Annotated in this window: 22 protein-coding genes; 16 read left to right on the top strand and 6 right to left on the bottom strand. The window is 60.7% G+C overall.

Annotated features, from left to right (window positions below; all coding sequences use genetic code 11):
• Positions 1–128 precede the first annotated feature (128 nt).
• The 9 genes from dnaE (at position 129) to DW024_RS06570 (ending at position 15,369) form a co-directional block, all read left to right on the top strand.
• The gene (dnaE, locus tag DW024_RS06530; protein WP_118377276.1) at positions 129–3,932 is read left to right on the top strand and encodes a DNA polymerase III subunit alpha; all 3,804 of its coding nucleotides are present in this window, start codon (positions 129–131) and stop codon (positions 3,930–3,932) included.
• 28 nt (positions 3,933–3,960) lie between these two features.
• Positions 3,961–7,425: an SNF2-related protein gene (locus DW024_RS06535; protein WP_118377277.1), complete on the top strand. Its 3,465-nt coding sequence runs from the start codon at positions 3,961–3,963 to the stop codon at positions 7,423–7,425.
• A 150-nt stretch (positions 7,426–7,575) separates the two neighbouring features.
• Positions 7,576–7,938, top strand: coding sequence for a desulfoferrodoxin family protein (locus DW024_RS06540; protein WP_089572163.1), 363 nt, complete (start codon positions 7,576–7,578; stop codon positions 7,936–7,938).
• A 117-nt stretch (positions 7,939–8,055) separates the two neighbouring features.
• Positions 8,056–10,041 (top strand): hypothetical protein, encoded by a 1,986-nt coding sequence (locus DW024_RS06545; RefSeq protein ID WP_118377278.1) that lies wholly within the window; start codon positions 8,056–8,058, stop codon positions 10,039–10,041.
• Positions 10,042–10,178: 137 nt separating this feature from the next.
• Positions 10,179–10,700, top strand: coding sequence for a crossover junction endodeoxyribonuclease RuvC (gene ruvC, locus DW024_RS06550; protein WP_035137351.1), 522 nt, complete (start codon positions 10,179–10,181; stop codon positions 10,698–10,700).
• The gene (gene ruvA, locus DW024_RS06555) at positions 10,700–11,320 is read left to right on the top strand and encodes a Holliday junction branch migration protein RuvA (RefSeq protein ID WP_117564493.1); all 621 of its coding nucleotides are present in this window, start codon (positions 10,700–10,702) and stop codon (positions 11,318–11,320) included. The genes ruvC and ruvA overlap by 1 nt, the downstream gene beginning before the upstream one ends.
• Positions 11,320–12,387, top strand: coding sequence for a Holliday junction branch migration DNA helicase RuvB (gene ruvB / locus DW024_RS06560; protein ID WP_118377279.1), 1,068 nt, complete (start codon positions 11,320–11,322; stop codon positions 12,385–12,387). Before ruvA ends, ruvB begins: the two co-directional genes overlap by 1 nt.
• A gap of 144 nt (positions 12,388–12,531) precedes the next feature.
• Entirely contained in the window at positions 12,532–14,199 is a 1,668-nt protein-coding gene (locus tag DW024_RS06565) for a formate--tetrahydrofolate ligase (RefSeq protein WP_117564492.1), read from the top strand.
• Positions 14,200–14,379: 180 nt separating this feature from the next.
• Complete coding sequence (locus tag DW024_RS06570; RefSeq protein WP_118377280.1) at positions 14,380–15,369, top strand: hypothetical protein; 990 nt, start codon at positions 14,380–14,382, stop codon at positions 15,367–15,369.
• A 12-nt stretch (positions 15,370–15,381) separates the two neighbouring features.
• Here the strand turns inward: DW024_RS06570 and DW024_RS06575 are convergent, their stop codons facing one another.
• Positions 15,382–16,563: a cation diffusion facilitator family transporter gene (locus DW024_RS06575; protein ID WP_118377281.1), complete on the bottom strand. Its 1,182-nt coding sequence runs from the start codon at positions 16,561–16,563 to the stop codon at positions 15,382–15,384.
• A gap of 218 nt (positions 16,564–16,781) precedes the next feature.
• On the opposite strand from DW024_RS06575, the gene DW024_RS10200 reads away from it, so the two are divergent.
• The 3 genes from DW024_RS10200 (at position 16,782) to DW024_RS10435 (ending at position 18,704) form a co-directional block, all read left to right on the top strand.
• Positions 16,782–18,119: a hypothetical protein gene (locus DW024_RS10200; RefSeq protein WP_089572151.1), complete on the top strand. Its 1,338-nt coding sequence runs from the start codon at positions 16,782–16,784 to the stop codon at positions 18,117–18,119.
• 116 nt (positions 18,120–18,235) lie between these two features.
• The gene (locus DW024_RS10085) at positions 18,236–18,607 is read left to right on the top strand and encodes a DUF1499 domain-containing protein (protein ID WP_147338930.1); all 372 of its coding nucleotides are present in this window, start codon (positions 18,236–18,238) and stop codon (positions 18,605–18,607) included.
• Positions 18,534–18,704, top strand: coding sequence for an SHOCT domain-containing protein (locus tag DW024_RS10435; protein WP_089572150.1), 171 nt, complete (start codon positions 18,534–18,536; stop codon positions 18,702–18,704). Before DW024_RS10085 ends, DW024_RS10435 begins: the two co-directional genes overlap by 74 nt.
• Positions 18,705–19,072: 368 nt before the next feature.
• Here DW024_RS10435 and DW024_RS06590 read toward each other — a convergent pair whose 3' ends face one another.
• The 3 genes from DW024_RS06590 to DW024_RS06600 form a co-directional block, all read right to left on the bottom strand.
• A complete protein-coding gene (locus DW024_RS06590; RefSeq protein WP_118377282.1) occupies positions 19,073–19,291 on the bottom strand; it encodes a hypothetical protein in 219 nt (72 codons plus the stop codon).
• Between the two features lie 32 nt (positions 19,292–19,323).
• Positions 19,324–20,112, bottom strand: coding sequence for an ADP-ribosylglycohydrolase family protein (locus DW024_RS06595; protein ID WP_118267087.1), 789 nt, complete (start codon positions 20,110–20,112; stop codon positions 19,324–19,326).
• 63 nt (positions 20,113–20,175) lie between these two features.
• Positions 20,176–21,189 (bottom strand): YhcG family protein, encoded by a 1,014-nt coding sequence (locus DW024_RS06600; protein ID WP_148333820.1) that lies wholly within the window; start codon positions 21,187–21,189, stop codon positions 20,176–20,178.
• 204 nt (positions 21,190–21,393) lie between these two features.
• Between DW024_RS06600 and DW024_RS06605 the strand changes: the two genes are divergently transcribed.
• Positions 21,394–21,663 carry a hypothetical protein gene (locus DW024_RS06605; protein ID WP_118267089.1) on the top strand — a complete coding sequence of 90 codons (270 nt, stop codon included), beginning with the start codon at positions 21,394–21,396 and terminating at the stop codon, positions 21,661–21,663.
• Between the two features lie 94 nt (positions 21,664–21,757).
• Here DW024_RS06605 and DW024_RS06610 read toward each other — a convergent pair whose 3' ends face one another.
• Positions 21,758–22,351, bottom strand: a complete 594-nt coding sequence (locus DW024_RS06610) for a hypothetical protein (protein ID WP_118267091.1) — start codon at positions 22,349–22,351, stop codon at positions 21,758–21,760.
• A 241-nt stretch (positions 22,352–22,592) separates the two neighbouring features.
• Positions 22,593–23,195: a hypothetical protein gene (locus tag DW024_RS06615; protein ID WP_118377284.1), complete on the bottom strand. Its 603-nt coding sequence runs from the start codon at positions 23,193–23,195 to the stop codon at positions 22,593–22,595.
• 342 nt (positions 23,196–23,537) lie between these two features.
• Here DW024_RS06615 and DW024_RS06620 point away from each other — a divergent pair, with 342 nt between their 5' ends.
• From DW024_RS06620 to DW024_RS06630, 3 genes are all read left to right on the top strand, one after another.
• Positions 23,538–24,377 (top strand): zinc ribbon domain-containing protein, encoded by an 840-nt coding sequence (locus DW024_RS06620; RefSeq protein ID WP_118267095.1) that lies wholly within the window; start codon positions 23,538–23,540, stop codon positions 24,375–24,377.
• A gap of 185 nt (positions 24,378–24,562) precedes the next feature.
• The gene (locus DW024_RS06625) at positions 24,563–25,195 is read left to right on the top strand and encodes a cyclodeaminase/cyclohydrolase family protein (protein ID WP_118267097.1); all 633 of its coding nucleotides are present in this window, start codon (positions 24,563–24,565) and stop codon (positions 25,193–25,195) included.
• Positions 25,196–25,197: 2 nt separating this feature from the next.
• Positions 25,198–26,052 (top strand): bifunctional 5,10-methylenetetrahydrofolate dehydrogenase/5,10-methenyltetrahydrofolate cyclohydrolase, encoded by an 855-nt coding sequence (locus DW024_RS06630; RefSeq protein WP_118377285.1) that lies wholly within the window; start codon positions 25,198–25,200, stop codon positions 26,050–26,052.
• Positions 26,053–26,273 lie beyond the last annotated feature (221 nt).

A 26,273-nucleotide genomic window follows, 5' to 3' on the forward strand; every position in this document is an offset into this window, starting at 1 on the left:
GTCAAAGCAGCTAAAAAAGACACGTCCCAAAAAGACTGCCCGTGTGGGTTTGGCTTGGTTCGGGTGCTGTCCGTGCCGTGGGGTAAAATCGTTCAGTCAGAACACGAACCCGCATCGGAGCTCATCACATGGCATTCGTCCATCTGCACAATCACACTGTTTTCTCCATGCTCGACGGCGCAACCCGTATCCAGGATATGGTCAACCGTGCCGTAGAGCTGGGCATGCCCGCCGTGGCCATTACCGACCACGGCTACATGTATGGCGTGCCCGATCTGGCGCTGGCCTGCGACGCCGTCAACCACAACACGCCCGAGTACAAAACTTGGAGTCACGACAAGGCCTTCTTGGAAAAGGACCGCCGCGACGAGCTGGTGGAGCCCGACCCCGAGGCAAACCCGCGCGAGCATGCCCAGTATGTGAAGGACATGGCCATGTGGGATGAGAAGGGCAACATCGACGAGCTCAAGCCGCCTCTGGTCATCAAGCCCATCTTTGGCTGCGAGGTTTACTTTACGCCGGACGAGACGCTCGCCCGCGACCATAAACCCGAGCTCTACCACATGATTCTTCTGGCCAAGGACCAGGAGGGCTACGTCAACCTGATGCAGACGGTCTCCGAGGCAGCCGTGCAGGGCTTTTACTACAAGCCCCGCGTGACGCTCGACAACCTGCGCCGCCACGCCAAGGGCATGATCTGCACCAGCGCCTGCATCGCGGGCATCATTCCCAAATACATCGACCGCGGCGACATGGAAGGCGCCATCAAGTGGGCCGAGACCTTCCGTGATACCTTCGAACCTGGCGACTTTTATATCGAGATCCAGGAACACGGCATCACCACCGACAACGGCCTGACCGATGAGCAGATGGACCGCACGCTCATCGACATCGCCAAGCAGGTAGGTGTCAAGGTCATCGCCACCAACGACTTCCACTACCTGCGCCGCGAGGACGCTCCCGTGCAGGACGTCATCATGTGCATTGGCATGAACGCCAAGGTCGACGACCCCAACCGCATGCGCATGACCGGCTCGGAGTTTTATATGAAGACCGAGGAGGAGATGCGGGCGATGTTCCCGTATTGCCCCGAGGCCTGCGACAACACGCTCGAGATCGCCGACAAGTGCTACGTTGAGCTGGACTGGGACTCCATCATCCTGCCGCGCTTCCCGCTGCTCGATCCCGGCGAGACTCACGAGAGCCAGTTCCGCCGCGAGTGCGAGAAGGGCCTGCGCCAGCACTACGGTGACGACTGGGCCACGCGCGAGATCGGCGGCGTCAACATCAAAGAGCGCTTTGAGTACGAATACAAGGTCATCTGCGACAAGGGCTTTGCCGCCTACTTCTTGATCGTTGCCGAGTACGTGCAATGGGCCAAGGACAACGGCATCGGCGTCGGCCCCGGCCGTGGTTCTGCCGCCGGCGCTATCGTCGCCTACGCCATGAACATCACCGCGTTTGACCCGCTCGAGAACGGCCTGATGTTCGAGAGGTTCCTGTCCCCGCAGCGTACCGAGATGCCCGATATCGATATGGACTTCGACGATGAGCGGCGCCTCGAGGTCGTGGAGCACGTTCGCCAGCTCTACGGTCCCGAGAAGGTCACCCACGTCATCACCTACTCGACCATTAAGGCCAAGCAGGCCATCAACGACGCCGCGCGCGTTCTGGACTACCCGGTCTACATGGGCCAGCGTCTGTCCAAGATGGTCTCGAGCGACCCCAAGGTCAAGCTCAAGCAGGTGCTCGAAAAGCAACCCGGCAAAGAGGACCTGTTTAACCCCGATTTTGCCGAGGCATATAAAAAGGACGACGACGCCCGCCGCATCATCGACACGGCGCTCTCAATCGAGGGCCTCACCCGTGGCGAGGGCGTGCACGCGTGCGCCGTTCTGATCTGCCGCGACCCCGTCAACGAGCACGTGCCCACCAAGCTCGACACCAAGGGCGGCGTCGAGATTACCCAGTACGAGGGCCATACCGTTGCCGACATGGGCCTGCTCAAGATGGACTTCTTGGGCCTGCGCACGCTGACTGTTATCTCCAAGGCAAAGGCAAACATCAAAAAGAACTTCGGCATCGACATCAAAGAGGAAGAGATTCCCTTTGACGACCCCGAGATCTTTAAGCTCATGGGTTCCGGCCACACCGCCGGCGTCTTTCAGGTCGAGTCCGCCGGCATGACGGCCACGATCAAGAACATGAAGCCCACCGAGTACAAGCACGTCGTGGCATTGATCGCTCTGTACCGCCCGGGCCCGCTGGGCGCCGGCATGGTCTCGTCCTACATCAACCGTATGAACGGCAAGGAACCGGCGGTTTCCTACGACGACCGCCTGGACGACATCCTGGGCGAAACCTACGGCACCATGGTCTACCAGGAGCAGGTTATGCTCATCTCCGTCGAGATGTGCGGCTTCTCCAAGGGCGAATCGGACTCGCGTATCCGTAAACCCGTGGCTAAGAAAAAGATCAAGCTGCTCACGTCGACGGTGCTGCACTGGGAGGATGGCTCGGACGAGACCACCTACGACCACTGGATGAACGGCGCTATCAAGAACAACTACACGCGCGAGGTCGCCCAGAAGATTTGGGACGATGTTCTCGAGTTCGCATCTTACGCCTTTAACAAGTCGCACTCCGCCGGCTACGCCATCCTGGTTATGCAGACGGCGTGGCTCAAGGCGCACTATCCGCACGAGTACATGGCGGCCGTTCTGACGTCCTACACGGGCAAGACCGACAAGATCGTTCATTACGTCTCGGCGTGCCGTCACGACGGCATCCCCGTGCTTTCGCCAGATGTCAATGAGTCCGGTACCGAGTTCACGGCTACCAAGGAGGGCGTGCGCTTTGGTCTGGCCGGCATCCGCGGCGTGGGCACCGGCGTGGCGCAGGCGATTATCGCCGAGCGCGAGGCGGGCGGTCCGTTTAAGACGCTGCACGATTTTGTCGAGCGCGTGGACTCGAGCCAGGCCAACCGCCGCGTGATCGAATCGCTCATCAAGGCAGGCGCCTTCGACTCCACGGGGTATCCGCGTCGCCAGATGATGCACTTTGTGGACAAGAACAACCCCGAGAACATCATCGATGCCGCGGTAAAGCGCCAGAAGGATCGCGCGAGCGGCCAGACGTCGTTCTTCGATATGTTTGGCGACGTTGAGGGCTCGGGCTTTGAGGTGAGCGTGCCCGATCCGGATGGCCAGGAATGGGACCGCCACCTTAAGTTGAGTCAGGAGAAGGAGGTTCTGGGCATCTATGTCTCGGACCACCCGCTGCGCCCGTTTGAGTATGCACTAGCCAAGGCGCGTGACTTCTCGTTCTCGCAGATCGACACCGGCTACGAAGTTCAGAATCCTACGGGCGGCACCATCAACCAGGAAATTCCCGAGGGCAAGGCGCTGTGGTGGGCCGGCATGGTCTCGAGCGTGTCCAAGCGCGTGACCAAAAACGGTGACCCCATGGGCATCGTGCAGCTCGAGGACATGGAAGGCGAGGCCACCGTCGTCGTGTTCCCCAAGACCTACAAGGAGGCCGAGGGGTACCTGTACGGCGAGGTCGATCCCGAGACCGGCGCGCAGCTGTCCGATGCCTTTGTGCGCATTAAGGGCAAGCTCGAGCGCTCGGACCGCGGCGACCAGATCATCGCGCAGGAGATCGTGCCGCTCGAGCTCAACGAGGAGAACAACAAGCCCAAGGTGTTTGAGGTCATGGTGCCCAACAGCCGCTTTAGCCAGGGCAATATGGCGCGCCTGGCCACGGTGCTCACCGCTAACCCGGGCGGCGACCGCGTGGAGATCTTTATCGAGCAGGTGGACGGGCGCGTGCTGCGTGCCGAGGTACCTGCCAAGGTCAACGCGCGTTCGATTCCGCTGCTGGCCGAGGCCAAGGCCATTGTGGGTAACCAGGGCCGCGTGACGGTGATCTAAGCTACCCCGGGTGAGATTGGAGGAAGTGATGGCGCAGGGGACGTTTGTGCAGGCGCTTCGCAAAGAGGCGGCGTTGAGCGGCACCTTTATGAAGGGGCGTTCGCTCATGCTCAACGGCGCCGTGCTGTCGATTGAGGACAGCGGCTCGCGCTTCTCCAAAAACGTGACGGTCGAGGGCTCGGTGCGCGGTTCGCGTGGCGACCTGTACAAGACGCACGTGGCGCTCGACATGGACGAGCACGAGGTGATCGACTACGACTGCGATTGCCCCGCCGTCTATCGTTACCCCGGTATGTGCAAGCACGCTATTGCCACGGCTCTGGCGTATTTGGATGCCAGCGGCGCCGAGCCCGTCGAAGGTTTGCGCACGCCGGTTCGCACGTTTACGGCGCAGTCGAAACAGCCCGCGCGCACCGCACCCAAAGCGCCGGCCGTCAACCCCAACTTTCCCTTCCCGGCGCCCGTCCCCACGAGCCCGAGCCTTGTGGCGGCGCTTTCCGATCTTTCGGACGCGCGCATGGATGAGCTGGCGAGCATGCGCCGCAAGCTTGCCGGTGCCGTTGATCCCGACGCCCCCAAAGCGGCGTTGGAGCCCTCGTTGGTGCCGTACTACAATCCGCTGTTCGCTGACCGCTTTAGCTGGGCGCTCGAGTTCCGCATTCGCTGTGGATCGGTCTCCTACGTGGTCAAGGACATCGACGGCATGGCCGATGCCTACGTGCGCGGCGGCACGTTCTCCTATGGCAAGAAGCTCACGTTTGTCCATTCACCTGAGGCCTTTGACGAAACATCGGCAAAGCTGCTCAACCTTGTTGTGACGACAGTTGCCTATCTCGATGACATCACAAGCTCGCGTTCGGCGTCGTACGACTTTGCCCGCAGCGGTTTTGTTGCCGAGCGTCAGTTGCCGCTGTCCGAGCATAGCATCGTATATGTGCTGGACCTGCTGCGCGGCCAGACCATCTCCTTTGAGCCCGCCTGGTCGCGGGGGATGACGACACATCGCACCTACGACGTGGCGGTTGAGCTGTCTCCGCAAGGGGAGGACGAGGCATCCGCTAAGCGCCCACCGCTGCTTGCCGCCAAAATCGCGCCGGCGGCTGGTGGTAGCTATGACCTGCGCCTGCCCGCCGATATGTACTGCTTTGCGTCGGGCGATGCCGCCTACTTGGTTGACACGCGCCGCGCGCGCCGTACCGACGCTGCATTTGCTCAGCATGCCGCACCTTTTTTGTCGCGCTTGCTGCCGTGCCGCACGCCCGCCCATATTGCCGCCGAGCAGGTGGGTGAGTTCTGCCGTATGGCGCTGCCCATTTTGCGCGACTACACCGACCTCACCGCGCCCGCCGCGCTCGATACCGTGGCACCCGAGCCGAGCTTTGCTATGGCGATCGGTGTCGACGATGGGCTCGTGACCTGCAAAATTACGGTTACCTACGGCGATTGGTCGGCGGATCTCTTTAGCCTGGGCGCTCCGGGCAGCCCCTTCGAAGAGCAGCGCCCCGGTGTGCCGCCCCGCGACGAGGTGGCGGAGTTTCGCGTTATGGATACGGCGGCCCTGTACTTCGATTTCTACGAGGGCGGTCTGGCGTTTGAGGAGCGCGATGACGCCCGCTTGTTCTGCCTGCTGACCGAGGGCCTGTCCGCCCTGTCCGAACTGGGTGAGGTCATGCTCAGCGACCGTCTGCGCCAGATCTCGGTCCGCCCCGCGCCCAAGCTCTCGGTTCGTGCGACCGTTAAGAGCAATCTGCTCGATGTCGAGCTGGGCGCGAGCGGGCTTTCGGCCGCGGACCTTGCCGTCTATCTCGATTCGTACAAGCGCCATCAAACGTTTGCGCGCCTTACGTCCGGCGACATCATTCGCCTGGACGAGGGGGCGCGCGCCGCGTTTGGCCTTGCCGAGGACCTGGGTGTCGATGCCGTCGACCTGCTCGACGGCGTGTCGCTTCCCGCGTCGAGCACCCTGTTCGTCGACAGCATGCTCGCACGCACGCCGGCGCTCGAGGCCGATCGCGACGCTGCGTTCCGCCGTACCGTTGAGCGCCTGGACACGCTCGGCAAGATGGACTTTACGGTGCCGGCATCGCTCAAGGCAACGATGCGCGGCTACCAGGTCGACGGATACCAGTGGCTCGGCTCGCTCGAACACCTGGGCCTTGGCGGCATCTTGGCCGACGACATGGGCCTGGGCAAAACGCTCCAGATGATTGCGCATATTCTGGCGCGCGTGGAGGCGGGGGACACCAAGCCCACGCTCGTGGTATGCCCGGCCTCACTCGTGTACAACTGGACTGCCGAGCTGGAGCGCTTTGCCCCGTCGCTCGATGTGTGCGCCATTGTGGGCGCCAAGGCTCAACGCCGCGTGCAGATCGCCGGCGTGGCCGAGCATAGCGTGGTCGTGACGTCGTATGACCTTATGCGGCGCGATATCGACGAGTACGTCGAGCAGGATTTTGCCCGCGTGGTGCTCGATGAGGCACAGTACATTAAAAATCCGCTCACGCAGGTGGCGCGCGCCGCCAAGCGTCTGCCTGCCGGCGTGCGCTTTGCCCTGACGGGCACGCCCATCGAAAACCGCCTGTCCGAGCTCTGGAGCATCTTCGACTTTTTGATGCCGGGCCTTTTGGGGACGCGCGAGTCGTTTGCCAAGCGCTTTGAGAGCCCCGTCGAGCATGCCGAGGGCGATAGCGCCGCTCGCCTGCAGGCGCTCGTGTCGCCGTTTGTGCTGCGCCGTGTTAAGGAAGACGTGGTGGCCGACCTGCCCGAGAAGATCGAAGACACCGTCATGGCGCAGCTTACCGGCGAGCAGCGCAAGCTCTACCTGGCCAACCAGGACCGCATCGCCCAGCAGGTGCAGCACCGCGAGGCTGGGGAGTTTAAGAAGGACAAACTCAAGGTGCTCGCCGAGCTCACCAAGCTGCGCCAGATCTGCTGCGACCCGCGTCTACACTACGAGGATTACAAGGCGGGGAGCGCCAAGCTCGATACGTGTATGGAGCTCGTGCACGGCGCACTCGACGGCGGGCATCGCATCCTGTTGTTCAGCCAGTTCACGGGTATGCTCGATATCATCGGTAAGCGCTTGGCCAGGGAGGACATCGCCTTCCTTAAGCTCACGGGCGCTTCGTCTAAGGAGAGCCGCGCCAAGATGGTCGCGCAGTTCCAAGCGGGCGAGGTTCCGGTCTTTTTGATTTCGCTCAAGGCGGGCGGCGTGGGCCTTAACCTGACGGCGGCCGACGTGGTCATCCACTACGACCCGTGGTGGAACGTGGCAGCGCAGGACCAGGCGACCGACCGCGCGCACCGTATTGGCCAGCAACATACCGTGACCGTGTACAAGCTCATCGCCAAGGATACGATCGAGGAGCGCATTATGCAGATGCAGGAGTCCAAGCGCGACCTGGTCAACAGCGTGCTCGGCGGCGACGGCATCTCGTCGGCGCTGTTTACCCGCGAAGATGTTCTGGCGCTGCTGGGCGGCGACGGGCGCTAACCCGCTCGGGCGGGGCCGTCAGGGCGGATAGCGCGCGCTGCCCCATCGTCCCCGCCCGTTATGTGTTCATTTGCAATGCCGTGGATGGTTTGTCTGCCTTTGGGCATAAGAACCATCAAGAACATTTGCACGTCAGCAAAGGAGAACATCATGGCGAAATTCTTTAAGGACCCCGACGGTAAGCTCATTGCCGCCCTTGGCAACGACGTTGCAACCCCTGCCGGTTGCACGGAACTGACCGCAAACACTGAGGACGCGGCGCACGAGAAGCACGTGCCTGTTGTCGAGACCGAGCGCGACGGTCACGTGATTCGCGCACGCGTTGGCTCGGTCGAGCACCCCAGCCTGCCCGAGCACTATATTGAGTGGATCGCCCTTGAGGCCGAGGGCCGCTTAGAGGTCCATTACCTTGAGCCCGGCATGAAGCCCGCGACGTTTTTTGCCGGCGGTTCCAAGACCGGTACCGTCTATGCCTACTGCAACCTGCACGGGCTGTGGTCCGCGACGTTCTAGGAGCGCGCCCCCGCTCGGGGTATCATAGCTAGCATATGCACATGCGAGCGCCGACTGCATCATGCGGCCGGCGCTTTTACTACGATTTCGATGGTTTACGACGGAAAGGGCTGAGCCATGAAGCTCGCGCTTGCACAGATCGATATGCGCCTGGGTGATATTGAGGGCATTTGCGGCCGCATCGAGGACCAGGCTCGTCTGGCCCACGAGCGCGGGGCGCGCGTGCTGTGCGTTCCGGCTCCGCTCTTTATGGGCGCCATGCCCGGTGGCCTGGTGGGCGCTGCCGACTTTGAGCACGACATGCTTGCCGGCTTGACTGGTGTCGCCGAGCGCATCCAGGAGCTTGACATGATCTGCATCGTGCCCGCGGCGGTTTCGTTTGAGGGTCAGCCGCTGCTTGACTATATGATGCTTAAGGATGGTCGCGTGGTGCCTGCGCGCGCAAGTATTGCCCTGCAGCGTGGCGAGAACAACGACACGCGTTGGGCGCCGCCGGTGTTCGACGTGGACGGCGTGCGCATCGCCGTGATTTTTGACTTGGACCGCGAACTCGAGATGCTGCCGACTGGCGTCGACCTCATTGCGTATTTCCAATTCAACGCGTTTGACATGACCGACCGCGAGACTGCTGCCATTGCCGCCGTTCGCAGCGGCGCCTACCGCAAGATCGCATCCAAGCGCAGCGTGTGGTTTGCCTGCATGGCGCCGGTCGGTGCCTATGACGAGTCGGTGTATACCGGCGGTTCGTTTGTGCTCGACGACTGCGGCCGCGTGGTGGCCCAGGCGCCGTGTTTTGAGGAGAGCCTGCTGGTTCAGGAGATTCAGCGCGGCGTGGTGCTCGATGCCCTGGAAGATCACGAACTGCCCGAGTTTCGTTCCGAGGAGTGGCTGTGGCAGGCGCTGGTGCTCGCTGTGCGCGACAACGCCCGAGCCCACGGTGCGTCGCGTGCTGTGGTGGCACTCGAGGGTGACTTGCCGTCGTCCCTGCTGGCGGCGCTGGCCGTCGACGCTCTGGGCCCGCGTAATGTGATTGGCCTGGTGCTGGGGCGCAACCGTATTTTTACGCCGGCGCAGGAGGAGGTGGAGGCCGCCCGCTGTGCCGCCGTCCGCGCCATCGCCGAGCGTCTGCACATTCGCACCGTCGAGCGCGATGCACCGGATGCGGCGCGTGTGCTCGATCGCGACGTGTCGGCGGGTGATGCCGAGCGTCTGCGCTCGCGCACGCTGGGCCTCATGCTGGAGGACACGGCGCTCGAGCTGGGTGCGATGGCGCTGAGCCCGCTTTCCAAGACCGAGTACGCGCTGGCGGCGCCCGCCCTTTCCGGCGGCTACCAGGGCGACTTTGCGCCCTTTGGCGATGTGTATCTGTCAACGCTTGAGTTTGTGGCACGTGTGCGCAACCGCACGTCTGCCGTGGTGCCCCAAGAGCTCGTGACGCTCAACGCGGTGGAGGATTGCATGGAGCGCGTGCTGGCGCAAGCGCTCTCGACGCTCGACGGTCCGGTCGACATGCTCGACCGCGCGGCGCAGCTGCTCGGTGGGCTCGAACCGGGTGAGGTCGATGGCGCGCTCGAGGCGCACGTGGACCGCAATCGATCTTTCGACGACATCCCGATGGCCGCTGGCAAGCCTGAGGCCTGCTCGCTGCTGCTGATGCTCGTTCGACAGGGTGAGGCTGCCCGCCGTATATTGCCGACGGCACCGATCGTCTCATCCCGCTCGTTTGCCGAGCGCTCTTGGCCGTACATGCTCGCCTGGTCCGACCTGGGGCTTAATGGCAAGGAGCGTATGTCGGTCGATTCGCTGGCGCGCGCCGAGGTGCGCCGTTTTGCTGACGAGGATACGAGCGAGCGCATGCGAAACGAGATGATGGGCGTGCTGGGCGAGCTACTGGGTATTTCGCCCGAGCAGATGGAGGAGCTGCGCTCCGAGGACGGTCAGCGTCGTTTGCACGAGGGAATGAAGAAGTTCGAGGGCGAGGTTCAGGACGCCATCGATAAGATGATGGGCGGTCAGGGCGGCTCGCAAGGTGGTCCCCAGGATGGCCCGATGTCGCATCCGCCGATAGATCCGAGGCAGTTCCCATTCTTCAGCCAAAACTAACTAAGGACTGGGATTTGCTCCCAACCCCGATACTTCAACTAAGCGTCTTGGCCCCGTTGTGTTATTCTAGAACAGACGTTCGTGAATGATGCGCGGGGCCTTGCCTTGCGCCGTACTTGTGGCGAGGGGAGGTTGGCTTGGTCATTTTGGGTATCGACCCCGGTTTGGCCCATACGGGTTGGGGGATTATCGAGGAGCGACGCGGCGAGGTTCGCTGCCGTGCCTACGGTTGTATCGAGACCAGCGCGGGCAGCCCGCTCGCGGTGCGTCTGTCGCATATCGCCCGCGACCTCAAGGGTGTCGTGGAGCGTTATCGACCCGATACCGCTGCCATCGAGAGCATCTACTTTGGCGCTAATGTCCGCTCGGCAATCCCCACGGCACATGCCCGCGGTGCCGCGCTCGTGGCGCTTTCGGAGTGCGCGCTCGAGATCGGCGAGTACACGCCTATGCAGATCAAGCAGGCTGTGGTGGGTACCGGTGCCGCAGATAAGCGGCAGGTCGCCTACATGGTGCGCACGCTCACGCAGCTCGATCACGACCCGCATCCCGACCATGCCGCCGATGCCCTGGCCTGCGCCATCTGCCACGTTAACCTCAGCCGTACCCGGGCGCTTACCGGCGGCGAGTTCTATCAACAGAGAGGAACCGGATACTGATGATCTCCCAGCTCCACGGAACGCTTGTCGAGGCCACGATGAGCTCTGCTGTCGTCGATGTGTCGGGCGTTGGCTTTGAGCTCGGCATCTCGGGCAGCACTGCGGCCACGTTGCCGACGCCCGGCGGCGAGGTCCGCCTCTACACGCGTATGCAGGTGCGCGAGGACGCCATGACACTTTTCGGTTTTTCTTCAAAGGATGAGCGCACGATGTTCGACCGGCTCGTGTCCGTCTCGGGCGTTGGCCCGCGCTTGGCGCTCGCCGTACTTTCCACCTATACCGTGGGACAGCTGTATTCCCTGGTGATGGCCGAGGACGACAAGGGCATGGCCAAGGTGCCCGGCGTGGGCAAAAAGACCGCCCAGCGCCTCATCTTGGAGCTCAAGAGCACCTTTGCCAAGGACAAGGGCTTTGTGCCGGTCGATGCGATCCCCGGTCAGGTTGCGATGCCCGTGCCCGCCGCCGCTCCTTCGGCGATCGATGACGCCCGTGCGGCACTCCTTTCCATGGGCTTTAGCCCGCAGGAGACCGATGTCGCTCTGAGCGGGTATGATGGGCAGGATATGCGTGTCGAGGATTTGCTCGGCGCGGCGCTTAAGCGACTCGGAATGGATGCGTGATGTGGGAAGCCGATGACTCTCAGGACCTGTGGGCGACGCCCGGCAACTCGCCGGCGGCATCCATGGCGCACGGCGAGCGCATGGTGGGCTCGGAGCTGACGGCCGAGGACCTCGATGTCGATCGCACTTTGCGCCCCCAGCGCCTGGACGATTACTGCGGCCAGGAGCATATCAAGCAGAGCCTGCGCGTGTTGATCGAAGCGGCGCAGAGCCGTGGCGAGACGCTCGACCACGTGATCTTCTCGGGCCCTCCGGGTCTGGGCAAGACCACGCTGGCTACGGTTATCGCCAACGAGCTGGGCGCTCAGATCAAGACCACGAGTGGCCCTGCCATCGCGCGCACCGGCGACCTGGCAGCCATCCTTACTAACTTGCAGCCGGGTGATGTGCTGTTTATCGACGAGATCCACCGCCTCAACCGTTCGGTCGAGGAGGTCCTGTACCCCGCGATGGAGGACTTTGCCCTCGATATCGTGATTGGCAAGGGTCCGGCGGCGCGCTCGATTCGCCTGGATATTCCCAAGTTTACGCTGGTGGCGGCAACGACCCGCTCAGGCATGTTGACCGGCCCGTTGCGCGACCGCTTTGGCATTTCATATCGCCTGGATTACTACACGGTCGAGGAACTCGCGCAGATTGTTACGCGCTCGGCGACTATCCTGGGCGTGACGATCGACCATCCCAGTGCACTCGAGATCGGCTCGCGTTCGCGCGGCACGCCACGTCTTGCCAACCGCCTGCTCAAGCGCGTGCGCGATTACGCACAGGTGCGCGGCAACGGCCCCATCGAGCTCGATATCTGTCGCCAGGCGCTCGAGTTCTTCGAGATCGATGAGCTCGGTCTGGACTGGATGGATATTCGCATTTTGGAGACGCTCGCTAAGACGTTCTCCGGACGTGCCGTGGGCCTGACAACGCTTGCCAGCGCGGTGGGCGAGGACCCGGGAACGCTCGAGGATGTCTATGAGCCCTATCTGCTGCAGTGCGGCTTGATGATTCGCACGCCCCAGGGCCGCCAGGCAACGCTTCGCACCTTTGAGCACTTGGGGATTGAACCTACCATTTAGGGCGCTTTGTTTTGGCGGGCTGTTAAGCTATCGCTGAGCATTGGATAAACATATCGCCATTCATCGGTTACGGGTGTTTTACTATTGCGCGCCCGTGCTATGCTGAATTGGTCTTTTTCTCATTCGGTAACGAAAGGACCGCCTATGCCTACTGACATCGAAATCGCACGTTCTGTCACGCCGCTGCCTATTACCGAGGTGGCCAAGAACGCCGGCGTCGACGTTAAGCACCTGATTCCGTACGGCTTCGACAAGGCTAAGGTCGATTATTCACTGCTCAACGAGCCGACTGATCACCAGGCCAAGCTCGTCCTCGTGACCGCTATCAACCCAACGCCTGCGGGCGAGGGCAAGACCACCACGACCATCGGTCTGGCCGACGGCCTGCGCCGTCGCGGCGTCAAGAGCGCCGTGGCCCTGCGCGAGCCTTCGCTTGGCCCCGTCTTTGGCGTTAAGGGCGGCGCTGCCGGCGGCGGCTGGGCTCAGGTCATCCCCATGGAGGATATCAACCTGCACTTTACCGGCGACTTCCATGCCATCGGTGCTGCCAACAACCTGCTGGCCGCCATGCTCGACAACCATATTCAGCAGGGCAACCAGCTTGGCATCGACGTTAAACGCATCACTTGGAAGCGCGTCGTCGATATGAACGACCGTCAGCTGCGCCACGTCATCGACGGTATTGGCGGTAAGGCCCAGGGCGTGCCGCGCGAGGACGGCTTCGATATCACCGTCGCCTCCGAGGTCATGGCAATCCTGTGCCTGTCTACGAGCATTAACGACCTCAAGGAGCGCCTGGGCGAGATTGTTGTCGGCTACAGCTATGCCGGCGAGCCCGTTCGCGCCCGTGACCTTAAGGCTCAGGGTGCCATGGCGGCCCTGCTTAAGGATGCGCTCAAGCCCAATCTGGTGCAGACGCTCGAGGGTACGCCCGCGTTTGTCCACGGCGGTCCCTTCGCCAATATTGCCCACGGCTGCAACTCCATCATGGCCACGCGTATGGCGATGCGCTTTGGCGATGTCGCCATTACCGAGGCCGGCTTCGGTGCTGATCTGGGTGCCGAGAAGTTCCTCGACATCAAGTGCCGCATGACGGGCGTTCGCCCCAGCGCCGTCGTGGTCGTCGCGACCGCTCGTGCGCTGAAGTACAACGGTGGCGTCGCCAAGGCCGACCTCAACGAGGAGAACCTCGAGGCACTCAAGGCCGGCATGCCCAACCTGCTGCGTCACGTCGACAACATCCAGAACGTTTATGGTCTGCCCTGCGTAGTCGCCATCAACCGCTTCCCGACGGACACCGAGGCCGAGCTTGCGCTCATCGAGTCCGAGTGTCAGAAGCTCGGCGTCAACGTTAAGCTTTCCGAGGTCTGGGCCAAGGGCGGCGAGGGCGCGCTCGAGCTTGCCGATGAGGTCATGCGTCTGATTGAGCAGCCGAGCGAGCTCAAGTTTGCCTATGAGGACGGCGCCGATGTGGCCGACGCTCTTGAGGCCATTGCCACCAAGGTCTACCGCGCCGACGGCGTCGACTTTACGCCGGCCGCCAAGCGCCAGCTCGCCGAGCTGCGCGAGAACGGCTTTGGCAACCTGCCGGTGTGCGTGGCCAAGACGCAGTACAGCTTTAGCGACAACGCCAAGGCCCTGGGCGCTCCCGAGAACTTCCGCATCACGGTGCGCGAGCTCAAGGTTTCCGCCGGTGCCCACTTTGTGGTCGCACTGACTGGCAGTGTTCTGACCATGCCGGGCCTGCCCAAGGTCCCCGCGGCCGAGAACATCGACGTCGACAACGACGGCAACATCACCGGCCTGTTCTAAGCCTGCTGTCCATAGCTGCTAGCCCGCCCCGCCGTGCCTACCAAGGCCCGGCGGGGCTTTTTTATCCTTAGGCCCGCGCATGTCTTGTAGATATCGACGGGCTCTGCCCATCATAGGCTTTTGCGCGGGTAGAATGCATGGATAACTTGATGCTCACGCGCGACGGAAAGGAATCGTTGCATGGATCAGGACAAGACAACCGTGATGGGCGGCTACGGTTCCGCGCAGGCTGGCGATAGCGCCGATGCGACCCGCGTTGTTCCCAACCGCGGTTATACCGACCCCGCCGCGACGCAGCCTTCTGCCGAGCCCACCCGGGTTATGGGCTATGGCGACACGGCGCAGGATTCTTATGCTGCATCTTCGCAAGGCCCCTATGGCAACGCAGCTCCGGACCCGTTTGATTATGCGCCGCAGGATTCTTATGCCGCCTCGACACCGAATCCCTATGATGACCTGCCGCAGAATCCCATTCCGCAGCCTCAGCAGACGACGTATATGCCTCGCACGGCGCAGCCTCGCTACGAGTCGCGCGAGCCGTATCGCGAGTACCCCAAGTCGATTCCGCAATATGGCGAGGACGAGGAGAAGAAGCCGTCGCGTTCGTCGAGCGTGATCAAGAAGATCCTCATCGTGCTGGCGATCTTCTTTGCGCTGTCGGTTGTGTTTGCCATTGTGTCGGGCATGCTCAACAAGCGAGGGAGTTCAACGGCTGATACCGCTGCCGAGCAAACCGAGTCCGCCTCGTCTAGCACCGTCGATCTGAGCGATATCCCGGGGCAGTACTGGTCCAACGCCAAGAAACTTCTCAAGTCGCGCGGCGCCAATCTTTCGAATGCCGTGGTCCTGACTGATGATGGCTCAACGCCCGTCATCGATGCCAACTGGGTCGTTACTTCTGCTTACTATAACGACAGCGGCAACCTCGAAATTCAACTCACGCACAAGAATAGCTCGGGCAACTCGCCCGACGGCCAAAGCGGTACCGACAGCTCGAGCTCCAATACGCTGGAGGACTTGAGCAACAAGGCACAGGAGTTGGGAGACAAAGCGCAAGAGCTGGGCGACACGGCGCAGAACCTGGGCGACACCGCTCAGAACCTGGGTGATATGGCGACGGATGCCTGGAACGCACTGCAAAACGGCATCTCGGGCGCGCAGGGAAACTAGCTGTTAAGCGGGCTACAGTTGCTCGGCCGGACGCTCGGGCGAGCTAAAGCCCGAGTCAAACGTAACGACGCATGAGGCATTGGGTCGGCGCTCGTGCACGATGCGCGTGACGAGCTCCAGCAGCTCCTCGTCGGATATGTCAAAGCCGTCGGGACGCACAAGGTCAAACGAAACGAACCCGTCGTGCTCGTGCAGGTCGTGGATGGAGAGCGCGGGGTCGATCTGCATGATGCCGCGCTTGACCCAGCCGCGCAGGTCGTCGCCGGTGGTGGCGATGGGGTCACAGTGCAACGTGATGCCGATGCCCATCTGGCGCTTGATGTCGTGCTCGATGGTGTCCAAAATCTCGTGGTGCTCAAATGCGTCGCCCTCGCCGGGCATCTCCACGTGGGCGCTGGCAAACTGACGACCGGGGCCGTAGTCGTGCACCATCAGGTCGTGTGTGCCCAAGACCTGCGGATAGGACATGATCTTGTCGCGGATTGCCTGAACGAGCTTGGGGTCGGGCGCTTGTCCCAGCAACGGGCTGATGGCGTCGCGCACTAGACCCATGCCGCTGATGCAGATGAAGATGCCCACACCCAGGCCTGCCCAGCCATCGAGGTCAAAGCCGGTCGTCTGCGAAATAAGCGCCGCCATCAAGACCGAACCCGAGGTGATGACGTCGTTTTTGGAGTCCTGTGCTGTGGCAATGAGTGTTTCGGAATCGATACGGTTGCCCAGCGCGCGGTTGAATGCGGCCATCCAGAATTTGACGAGCATGGACAAGACGAGAGCGGCTAGGGAGACCAGCGTGTAGGCGGTGGGGGAGGGCTTGATGATCTTGGTGACCGACTCGAGGATCAGGTTGATGCCGACGGCGCAAACCAGGACGGCGACGAACAGACCGGCTAGGTACTCGTAGCGGCCGTGGCCATAGGGGTGGCCTTCGTCTGCCGGGCGGCTGGCAAGGCGGAACCCGAGCAGGCTTACGATGTTGCTCGAGGCATCGGAGAGGTTGTTGAAAGCGTCGGCGATGAGGGAGACGGAGCCGGCGAGCAGGCCCGCGATGCCCTTGGCCAGGCACAGAGTGATGTTGAGGCCAATGCAGATGAGGCTTGCGGCGAAGCCCGCGTTGGTGCGGCAGGAGGTATCGACCGGCTCGCCCTCGCTGCCGGGAACAAGCGTATGTACCAGCCGATTTACAAATAGCATAGCGGTCGTCCTCACAATCATGTTTAAGGGGATAGTGTAGCTCGCGCGGAGGCGCTGTGCACCGATGCTCAGAAAATGCAGTAATGGTCTGCCGGTGCTAACGAGCGAGCCTTCTCGTCTGCCTGGGTGCTCGATTTTGGGCCACATGGGTATGGGCACGTGCTTACCTGCCCGACATACTTAATGTCGACAGCCCCAGTGCAAAGGAGGACGTATTCATGGACGAGATGTTTGCCATTAAATGCCAAAACTGCGGCGGCCCTATGTACTCACACCAGGCTAAACGCAGCTTTGAGTGCGCCTATTGCGGCACGGTCGTTCCGTGGCAGGCCGATGCGGGGGAGCCCAAGAGCGCCCTGGGCATTCGCCATACGCCACTGACGGTTGTCGATGGGCTGCTTAAGCTCACGCATGTGTCGCAGCTCGAGCGCCCGGTGGACCCCGACTGGTATTTCTTTAATGAGCACTGGCGCAATCAGTCGGTTCTGGAGCATCTGCTGTGGGAAGACCGCGGCACGGCCCAGGAGTTCCAAGAGGCCACGCACGTGAGCATCCCCTGTCCCTTCTGCGGAGCGTCCTTTGAGGGCGAGTCGACCCAGCGCGTGTTTGAGTGCCCGTCCTGCGGCAATAAGATCGGTGTCGCCGACCTGCTCAAGCCGGGGACGTTTAGCAAGCGCCTGACCATGGGCGTTGGTGCGGAATATGTGCCCGAGCAGGGTATTCCCTGCGAGATAACGCCGCAGCAGGCGCGCGCCAATGCGCTTGAGCTGGTGCGCCGATATCCAGACGCCTTTGCCGGTCACGATGTGGAAGACGCGATTCAAAACGACATGATGCTCTTCTACTTCCCCATGGCGCTCGCGGACCTGCGCATGATGGCGTCCTTCCCGGGCAAGGGCCTGAGCAAGGAGACCCTGGTGTACTACGAGGTGCTCGACTGGGCATATCCCAGGGCAAACTACCTGGACGTTCGCCTTATGGGCATTCTGGAGCCATGGGACTTTGCCAAGGTTGGGTCGTTCGACCCGGCCATGCAGGAAGGCGACTTCCGCGTTGTCTCCGTCGATGCGTCCACCAAGGACCAGGTGGTCATTGACAAGCTGGCGCTCGACATTGTTGGCAACGATGCCGAGACTTTCCTGGGGCTCAATAAAAAGAGCATCCGCACCTGGGCGCGCAAGGCCCGCAAGCACAAGGACGGCCTGGTTATGGTGCCGGTCTACTTTGTCGATCGTCCCGCGTCGGATGGACGTAATGGCGAGCAGGTGCGCATTGCCGTGAACGGCCAGACGGGCCGTGCGGCGGCGGTGGTGTTTAGCGACAAGCGCGAGACGCATATTGTGGCGCCGCTCAATCCGAGCCTGCATCTGTCCGGCGAAAGCACCGTTCACGCCACGCCCGTCGAGGTCAAATACATCAAATCGCCATTCCTGTACCAAATTGTGCGCCGTGGAGGCGACGAGCAGCCACGTCAGGTGGCAGCGGCTGCCGAGGGTTCCTACCGAGAAGAAAAACCCAAGCGCAAGGGATTGTTCGCTGCGATCTTTGGGAAGTAGGGAAGCGGAGCCGGGGCGTCGGGCTGCATCGCAAGGTCATGAGACGAATTTAAGACTGCTGGGAACGTGCTACCATTGCCGATAGCCTTAATCTTGTAAGAAGCGGAGGCCAGATTATGGGTTTTGCGGATCAGCAGCTTCAGCTTCAGGTACCGTATTCTCCTGACGACACGTTTAATGCCTTGAAGGCAGCTATGGAAAAGCTGCCTAAAGTAAAAGTTGATAGTGCATCGCCCACAACAAGAACAGTTGCAGCCGAGATTGGTATGAGCCTTTGGTCTTGGGGCGAAAATATCAGTATTTCGGTTGTTCCAGTTGAAGGCGGATCTGGCGTTACTGTCAAGTCGTCATCTAAGGTCAGGGCAAACGTATTAAACGGGGGCAAAAATGCAAAGAATATTGCCGAGATAGTCGATGCCCTATCGAAGGAGCTTGAGCGGTATCCGCAGGTTTCACAGACTATTGAGACGCTGGCGGATAGTGATTGATGTAGTTGCAAGGCTTGAGAGGCTTGCAACGCTGCGTGATAGTGGAGTGCTTACCGAGGAAGAGTTTGCTGCAGAAAAGGCAAAAATCTTTTTGTAATCAGACACGGTGGTTGGATTTGCATTCTATTATTGAACTTGGTTATACCAGGCTGAAAATATCGTGTGTAATAAAGGTGCGTAGTAGTCTCGTCTTGATTGGCAGATGTAAATAAACGGTGGAACGGCTGTAAAAGAGCCTTGCCACTGGGTAAAATCAGGATGTGCCGCGGAACCCGCTCCTCAGTCGGTCAACTTTGGAAGCGCGGGCAACGCAGGTGCTATCGTCTTAAAGGGTCGGCTGCAACCGACCCTTTTCTATGACTCCCTTCGCTATCCGTTACTGCTTATATTCCCGCCAGATCGAGTAGAGGTTCCGGGCAATGCCGGTCACATACATCGAGAGGCGCAGGATTTCAAGAAACAAGTTCATAGTTTGAATTGAGCCAGCATCTGCCCGAAGGTGCTGAGCTCGAACGGCTCATAAATGAGCGAATCGCCGTCCGCGGTCCTGTAGACCCCGCAGGGGAGGTAACGCCCGTCGGGGAGGATATAGAGGCTGGCTTCTTCCTTCAGTCCTACTGGAAATAGCGGAATCCCGTTTTCGTCCACTTGGAACTCGTCTATATTTGCGACCTTCCTCTCCATGATGCCTCCTGCCTTATTTCTTGAATGGCGCCCTAAAACAGGCAGCTCTCAATCAACTCTTTACCGCGCAGGGTGTCGACCCACTCCTGCGGGATGGCGTCGATGCCGTATGCCGTGCCTGCGAGCGCGCCGGCGACGGCTGCGGTGGTGTCGGCGTCGTCGCCTAGGTTGACGGCGGCAAGCACGCATTCTTCGTAGCTGTTGGTGTTCACAAAGCACCAGGCGGCAGCCTTAAGCGTGTCAAGCACGAAGCCGCCAGACCTGATTTCGTGCTCAGGCACGCCTTTCAGGTGGAGTGCCCACGAGGGGAGCGCGTCGTTCATCACGGTCCTCATCAGCTCGACAAATATGACGCATGCATCGGTTGACGTTCTGTGGGCGTGCGTAATCGCGGAGACCTCGCTGACCTCTTCGTCTGTCGCATCGGTGAACGCCAGGGGCGCGATGCACATGAGCGATCCGTTGCCGTTGTCGCGCTCGCCGGAGCCTCCTTTGCCGGTGTGCAAGGCGCGGGCGGTTGTGCCGCCGTAATCGAAAACGCCGTCGATTGTATACTCGTCACGGGCAATCCAGCCGACGAACTTGTCGCGCATGTCCGCGGTGTCGATGTGCCCGAGCTCCCTAATCGAGTCGCAGGTAGCAAGCGTCATGGACGTGTCGTCGCTCCAGGTGCCGTCGGGCTGCCCATGCGTGCCGTAGCCGATCATGTCGGTGCATTCGAATGTGCCGCGGGGCCTGAACTCGTAGGGAACGCCCAGCGCGTCGCCGACGGCAAGCCCATAGATGCAGTCGCGCAGTGTCGTTTTCGGTCTGTCTGTCATGGAGCGCTCCTCTTATGTCGGGGGATATGAAACGCCGTCGGGGGTATCGGTCGCAACGTGCTGCTACCCTTGCGCTTCGCCATTAGTCGCTTCGTTGATGGCGCGGTACTCGGCACTCAGCTCGCGCGCCAGCTCTTCCTTGCTTGGAAGATACGGCAAGTATTTGGCGGCAAACACTTGGTCGTTGTCTTCGGGCAGCGTGTACTCGACAATCGAGTCGCTTTTGTCCGCGCAGAGCACGATGCCTATAGGCGGATTGTCGCCTTCGTTCATGAGCTCGCGCGTGTAGTAGTTCACGTACATTTGCATCTGGCCCAGGTCCTGATGCGTAAGATCGTCCGTCTTAAGGTCGATGAGCACGAAGCAGCGCATCAGATAGTTGTAAAACACAAGGTCAATATAGAAATGGCGCCCATCAAAGGTGATGCGCTTTTGGCGCGCCTCGAAAGCGAAACCACGGCCAAGCTCCAGCAGGAACTTCTGAAGATGCGTGATGAGCGCCTGCTCTAGATCGCTCTCGCGAAACGCAGTATCGTCCGAGAAACCTAAAAACTCCAGTACATATGGATCGCGGATGATATCCTCGGGGCGACGAGCCGGGGCGCTCTCTTGGATTTCCTGGGTGACGGCCTCCTTGTCCTTGCTGGCAAGCAGGCGCTCGCGGAACATGGTGTTGATCTGACGCTCGAGCTGACGCGTGCTCCAACGAGAATCGGCGCATTCGTTCATGTACCAGGCGCGAGCATCAGGGTCGGGAATGCGCATCAACCTGCGGTAATGAGTCCAGCTCAATTCGCTACGCAGTGCGTCGCGAATTGGAAACGCAAGAAAGAACTGACGCATATTGCGAAGGTTTGCGATGCCAAAGCCTCTTCCGAAATCCGCGGTAAGCCTTCTGGAGAGGCCTGCAATCAATGCCTCTCCATATGCTGCGCGCTCCTCTCCGCCCTGTTCATCAACAATGCTCTTGCCGATTTCCCAATATGCCTCAACCATCGCAAAGTTAACGGCGGTATAGGCCTTGTCGCGAGCGGCGTTTAGAATCGAGGAAACCTGCTTGTAAAAAACTTCTGGCACGATTGCCGATTCTCCACGGTTTACCAGTTCGCCCATCACTGTCGCCCCACTTTCCTCTTATGGAATGCATCTTTATCGCATTTAGTTTAAAGTCTCGCGCGGACACGAATTGCTGTGCTGTCTGGCACCTTCGCATGGGAGCCTTGCGGTGACTAAAATGTGACCATAGAGGCAGTTTTAGCGAACCCCATGGGAGTGACACGCATGGACAACAACACCTTGCTGTTTCAGGACAAGGGTTCGGGTAGGTTTAAAGACGTCAAAATTTACCCTAACCGTATCGAGGTGCTCAAGAAGGGCGCTTTCGGCGGCAAGCACACCGAGATTGTCTACCTTAAGGACATCACGGGGGTCAACAGGATCAAGGGCCGCGACGTTTTTCTGCGTAACAGGCTGTTGACTGCCTGTGTCTTTAGCCTCAGCAGTCACGCGAGGGCGCAGGAATTCGTCAACGTGCTCAATATGGTGATGTGACCGGGCGCTTTCGAACACAAAAAACCGGGATGCAAGGAGTCGCACCTTGCATCCCGGCTGAGCTAAAACGGCGCTGCTGCATGCCGTTGGAGCTTTAGCGCTTGATCTCGATATCGTCGAGCTTGACGTCCATGGCCTCGGTCTTGGCCTTGGCGATATCATCGGCAAACTCCAGGGACTTCATCATGGTCTCGACGGCGTCCTTGTGCTCTTCGACATTGTCGATGCGCACGTACACGCTGCCGCCGTCAACGTCGGTGAAGTACTCGGTCGTCACGCCGCCCGTGTGCGTGTAGGAAGCGTTGCGCCAGGTCTTGCCGTTGTACTTAACGGGATCATTCTCGGTCCACTCAAAGTCGGTCTTCCACTTGGCCTCGTAGTCAAACAGCTCGTCGGCGTTCTTGTCAGGGTCGAAGACGGGGATGAAGCGGTCGCTGGCGTGCTCGCTCTTGGTGAACTTAAACTGGGCCCTGTCGGCCGTGTCGCCGGCAACGTCGGTAATCTCGACGCCCTCGGGGACCTCGACCTTAAACCAAATGAAGTCGGTCCTCATATCCACGGTTGGCTTTTCCGCGCCGCCGCCACCGCTGCTGCCGGTAGCGCCACCGCTTCCGCCACAACCCACCAGGGCAACCGCGGCAAAGAGGCTGATGCAGAGGGTGAGAATCGCTAAGGCCTTCTTTTTCATGGTCGTGTCCTCCTCAATCTGTAACCGCCCATGGATTACCTGCCTTTACTGTACGCGTGGACGGCTCGCTAGGGTGGGCCATGTGTCCCATTCTGAGGGCCGGATTTGCGCCGTTAAGTGGCAATATGCGCGGGTGTAAAAGAGGGGAGGGCCGATACTGTCGGCCCTCCCCGGGTTGGGTGCCCGTTGTTTTAATGGGGCGCATGTGCACGGGTGCGCGTAGGCGCGTGCGGGTGTCCCGTTACTTGATCTCGATGCTCGAAATCTCGACTTCGCGTGCCTCGGAAACTGCCTCTTCCATGTCATCGGGGAACTCGATGGAGTTGAGGAGCGCCTCGGCTTCTTTCTTGTGCTGGTCGAAGTTCGAGATGAGGACGTAGACGCTTCCCGGCTCAACATCGGTAAAAAGCATGGTTGAGATGCCACTGTTGTCCTCGTATGTTCCGACGAGCCACGTCCTGCCGTTATACTCGACGGACCCGCCATCCTTCCACTGGAACGTATCCCCCTTCTTTTCCGCCTGGTCGGCGTGGGATTCCTCGGCCGTCAGCGCTTTTTTCCAAACGGGGATAAAGCGATCGGCCGAGGCGTTCTCGTCTTCGGGGAAGGTGAGCTGGACCCTGTCGGCATTCTTGCCGGCGGAGTCGCTTACGCCAACGCCCTCGGGCATCTCGACCTTAAACCAGATAAAGTCAGTCTTTTCGGCGACGGGGGCCTTTTCCTTGCCTTCGCTCTTTGAGGTGCTGCCGCCTCCGCCCGATGCGATCCCGCCGCAGCCTACAAGGGCAAACGCGGCAAAGAGGGCGATGCAAAGGGAAAGGATCGATAGGGTCTTTTTCTTCATGATGGTGTCCTCCTTGTCTGTCGATGACATCGTGTGCCGCGGATTGCTGGGGCGGCGGTTGCGCGTGCACATGATGACTTTGTTTGCTGTGCGGTTATTCCTCCATTCGTCGTCCGGTGCCGTGATGAGCGTTGCCCCAACATAGGGCTCCTTACCTATATGTATGCCCCAGCTTGTGCTGCCCGGGAGTCTCGAAAGGTGGACCATGTGTCCCATGTTTGGGGCGCTGGGCGCATGGGACGGCACGGCTCAGCATCGTCTTTTCCATGTTGCGCAACAGCGTCTTGGGTGGGGGCGTATAGACTTGGCTGTGACAAAAGCTAAACCACGAAAGGTCGAACGATGTTCTGTCAAAAATGCGGACAGCAAGTTCCCGATGGATCGACGTTTTGTACGCACTGCGGGGCCTCGCTGGCGGGTGGTTCCGTGCCGACGCCTACGGGCGCTGGTCCTTCCTCTGCCCCGGGCCTAACCCAGTCGATGCCGCCGGTCGCGCCTGTGCCTCAAAAGCCTAAGAGCAAGGCGCCGGTCATTATCGCTGTGGCATGTGCTGCTGCGGTCCTCATCGGTGGCGGCACGGTGTTTGCACTCACGATGCTTAACGGGTCCAAGAGCTCTGGCACACAAATCTCGATGATCGATACCGGGTCTTCGGACGAGAAAGATTCTTCTGCCAAGAAGAAGAGCGACAAGTCCAAGTCCAAGGAGTCTGCGTCGTCGGATGACGAGGCCGTTCCCGAAGACGAATCGGCATACTACGGCTCGGGCGATTCGGACGATTACCTAACCGACGTGTATACGTACACGAACGACATGCATCCTTATAGCATGTCGATTCCCAATCGCTTTGAGATGGAAGATACTCCCAGCGGCAGTGGCGCCAGGTATGAGGATCCGGAGACGGGCTTTGTAATCAACCTGTTTGGCTACGTCAACATTAACGACGAAACCTCGCACGAGATGTTCGTCAACGCGGACACCTCGGGCAAGGCTGACCTCTATACCGCGGAGGGCGACAACTGGTACGTGGTTTCGTGGCGCGAGGGCGACACGATCATTTACGAAAAGACGATCGTCACGGATTCGACGATTGCCACGGCGCATTTGGAGTACTCGACTGCAAACCGCGACATGGGGTCGAAGATTATCGACACGCTGCTGCCGACGTTTCAGGTGGACTAGGCACCCGCGCCTATAGCAGGCAATCGGAAACGCCGATAGCCAGAGCTCCTGACAGCCTTTGTCTTATGGGCTAGACTGACTTGGACAAGATCGATGAATGGGACAACCGCTTCCTGGCGTCGTTGTCCCATTTTTTATTATGCGTGCGGCCCGTGGTGGCCGGCGCGGTGGGCAGAGGTGTTTCGATGAGCCAAGAGATGATGGATAAAACCTGCCGAGGGTTTGCCGAGGCGCTTGCCGCGCGCGAGCCGGTTCCCGGCGGCGGTAGCGCGAGCGCCTTTGTGGGCGCACTGGGCGCCTCGCTGTGCGGGATGGTCGCGCGCTACGGCGCAACCAACCCCGCGCTTGCCGATCGCGCAGACGATCTGACGCGCGCATTTGCCCAGGCAGACGAGCTGGCTCAGGAGCTCGTGGGTCTGGTCGCCGAGGACGTTCGTGCGTATGGCCAGGTGTCTGCGGCATACGGTATTCCTCGTGATGACCCGGCTCGACCAACTGCGATTCAAGATGCGTTGCATGTGGCAGCCATGCCGCCGTACCGCATTATGGATGCGTGCGGTCGTGCGCTGGCGCTGCTTGAGGACATGGCAGACAAGGGCTCGCGCCAGCTGCTGTCCGACGTGGCGTGCGGTGCCGTGTTCTGCCGCGCCGCCATGCAGGGTGCGAGCCTGACGCTCTTTGCCAACACCACATCTATGAAAGACCGGGCGCGCGCCGAGGAACTCGAGGCAGCGTGCGACGATCTGCTGGATACGTGGCTGCCGCGCGCCGATGCGCTGGCGCGCCGCGCCGCCGACGCCGCAAGGAAGAGGGGATAGCCATGGCCGAGCTGCTCAAGGGTGCTCCCGTTGCCCGTGCTTTGACCGAGGAGCTCGCTGCTCGCTGCGCCGCCCTGCGCGAACGGGGCATCGTGCCGACACTGGCCATCGTTCGTGTGGGCGAGCGCGAGGACGACCTGTCCTACGAGCGCGGCGCCCTCAAGCGCTGCGAGAAGGTTGGCATTGAGGCTCGCCGCGTTTTGCTTCCTGCCGATGTTTCGCAGGATGAGTTGCTGGCGGCTATTAAGGGCATCAATGCCGACCCCGCTGTTCACGGCTGCCTGATGTTTCGTCCGTTGCCCGCTGGGCTTGATGAGGATGCAGTTGCCGCGGCACTCGATCCCGCCAAGGACGTCGACTCCGTGACACCGGTTTCGCTGCTCACCGCGCTTTCGGGTCGTGGCGAAGGCTTTGCTCCCTGCACGGCCGAAGCCGTGTTGGCTTTGCTGGACCATTATGGCGTTGAGCTGGATGGGGCCAAAGTTGCCGTTGTCGGTCGGTCCCTAGTGATCGGCCGTCCCGTTGCCGCCATGCTTGCGGCTCGCAACGCCACGGTGACGACGTGCCACACGCATACGCGCGACCTTGCTGCCGAGTGCTGTGCGGCCGACATCGTTGTTGCCGCGGTTGGACGCGCGCGCACGATTGGCACGGATGCGGTTCGCGAGGGCCAGACGGTCATCGACGTGGGCATTAACTGGGACGAGGCCGCCGGCAAGCTGGTCGGTGACGTCGATTTTGATGCTGCGGAGCCAGTTGTTGGCGCCATCACGCCCGTGCCGGGCGGCGTGGGCGCTGTGACAACGGCGATTCTCGCCAAACACGTGATTGAAGCGGCGGAGTGCGCATCGAAATAGGCGTTTTAGGCTGTATAGAGGGTCAGTTATATACCCACTGTGCAAAAAACGCCAAATATGAGTACTGTTGCAAAGATAGTCACATATGTTTTATGACATTTGGGCTTCCTAATGATATGCATTATCGTTAGGAAGCTCATTTTATTGAACCTATGGGGAATAACGTTGTCTTGCTTGGTGGCGCGCGCAGACGTGGTGTAAGAGCGTCCCGAGGTCCGTCG

This window comes from Collinsella sp. AF37-9, assembly GCF_003475115.1.
Classification (GTDB): Bacteria; Actinomycetota; Coriobacteriia; order Coriobacteriales; family Coriobacteriaceae; genus Collinsella.